Annotated in this window: 1 protein-coding gene; it reads right to left on the bottom strand. The window is 68.1% G+C overall.

The annotated features are described in order from the left end of the window. Positions 1-256: 256 nt before the first annotated feature. Positions 257-1,923: glycine--tRNA ligase subunit beta (gene glyS / locus D588_RS0104860; protein WP_017915173.1), on the bottom strand; the 1,667-nt coding region annotated here is incomplete at its 5' end.

Genomic DNA, 1,923 nt, shown 5'->3' with positions numbered 1-1,923 from the left:
CCCTCACCCCAACCCCTCTCCCGAGGGGAGAGGGGCTTAGGGCGGGCGCTTGCACACGCTTGTTGTGAAGGACGCAAGCGAACGCGCCTGCAGGGCGTGTGGGCAGCAGGGAGCTTGCACTGTGGGAGGGACTTCAGTCCCGACGCATTGCGGTGTGCCGAAGCCATTGGCGCCGCGCATTGCCGCAGGAGTTCTACCTGAAAAAAGAGAACGGGCCGCGCAAGGCGGCCCGTCTCTGGTTCGACGCTTGTGCTGCTTACGCCGACAGGTGCTCGATCGCCGCGACGCTGCCGAGACGCTCGCCCAGGCGCTTGAGCAGGGCTAGGCGATTGCGGCGCAGCGCCGGGTCGTCGGCGTTGACCATCACGCCGTCGAAGAACGCGTCTACCTGCGGACGCAGCCGCGCCAGGAAGTTCAGCACGGTGACGTAATCGTGCTGGCGCAGCGCGCCGTCGGTCTCGGCGATCGCCGCTTCCACCGCTTCGGCCAGCGCGCGCTCGGCCGGCTCGCGCAGCAGGCCCGCGTCGACCTGCGCCGGAATCTCGCCCTCGGCCTTGCGCAGGATGTTGCGGATGCGCTTGTTGGCCGCGGCCAGCGCCTCGGCCTCCGGCAACGCGGCAAAGGTGCCGATCGCGTCGATGCGGCGGTCGAAGTCGTACAGCGAGCCGAGCGCCGCCGTTGTTGCCGCTGTCGTAGGAGCGGCTTCAGCCGCGACCGAGAACAGCGCGGCCACCGCGTTGAACTGCGTTGCTGGCACGCCCTTGTCGGAGTAGTAGCCGCGCAGGCGGTCGAGGATGAAGTCGAAGAGAGCTTCGATTTCGCTGCTTGAGAACTCTGAAGTTCCTTCCTGGGACAGCTCTAGCTTTACGCCCTTCTTAGCGGCTACAACGGCTGCTTGAGTTCTCTGTTCTGCAAGCGCACTCGCAATGTCTTTGTTTACTTCGGCATAAGCGATGAAGAGCAGCTCCTTCAGATCTACATCAAACCCACTCTCAATCACCGTCCGCGCCAACCCCAGCGCATTGCGCCGCAGCGCGAACGGATCCTTGTTGCCCGTGGGCTTCAACCCCGCGGCGAACCCGCCGGCCAGCGTATCCAGGCGTTCGGCGATCGCCAGCACCTTGCCCAGTGGCGACAGCGCGATGTCGTCGCCGGCGAAGCGCGGCTGGTAGGCCTCGTCGATCGCCAGGGCGATCTCGCTCGGCTCGCCCGCGGCGAGCGCGTAGTGGCGGCCGGCGATGCCCTGCAGTTCCGGGAACTCGTTGACCATGCGCGACTGCAGGTCGTTCTTGCTCAGTTCGGCGGCGCGGCGCGCCTGCGCCGGATCCACGCCGACCTGCGCGGCGATCGCTTCGGCCAGCGCGGCCACGCGCTGCACCTTGTCGGCAATGCTGCCGAGCTTGGCCTGGTAGGTGACGCTGGCCAGGCCGGCGCCCATCGCCTGCAGGCCCTGCTTGAGGTCTTCGTCGAAGAAGAACTTGGCGTCGGCGAAGCGCGGGCGGATCACCCGCTCGTAGCCCTTGGCCACTTCGGCGACGTCGCGCGAGACGATGTTGGCGATGCCGATGAAATGCTCGGTGAGCTTGCCGCCGGCGTCCAGCACCGGGAAGAACTTCTGGTTGCTCTCCATGGTCTCGATCAGCGCTTCCTGCGGCACCGCCAGGAACGCCGGCTCGAACCTGCACAGCACCGCCGACGGCCATTCGACCAGGTTCACCACCTGCTCCAGGTTGTCGGCGGCAATGCGCGCGCTGCCGCCGGCCTCGCGCGCGGCCTGCTCGACCTCGGCGACGATGTGCGCGCGGCGCACGTCCGGGTCCACCAGCACCTGCGCGGCCTGCAGCGCGGCCACGTAGTCGCCCGGCTGCGCCAGCGGCACCGGCGCGTCGTGGAGGAAGCGGTGGCCGCGGCTGTCGCGGCCGG

This window comes from Xanthomonas sp. SHU 308 (assembly GCF_000364645.1).
Lineage (GTDB): Bacteria > Pseudomonadota > Gammaproteobacteria > Xanthomonadales > Xanthomonadaceae > Xanthomonas_A > Xanthomonas_A sontii.
This window is presented reverse-complemented; position numbering and strand designations above follow the sequence as displayed.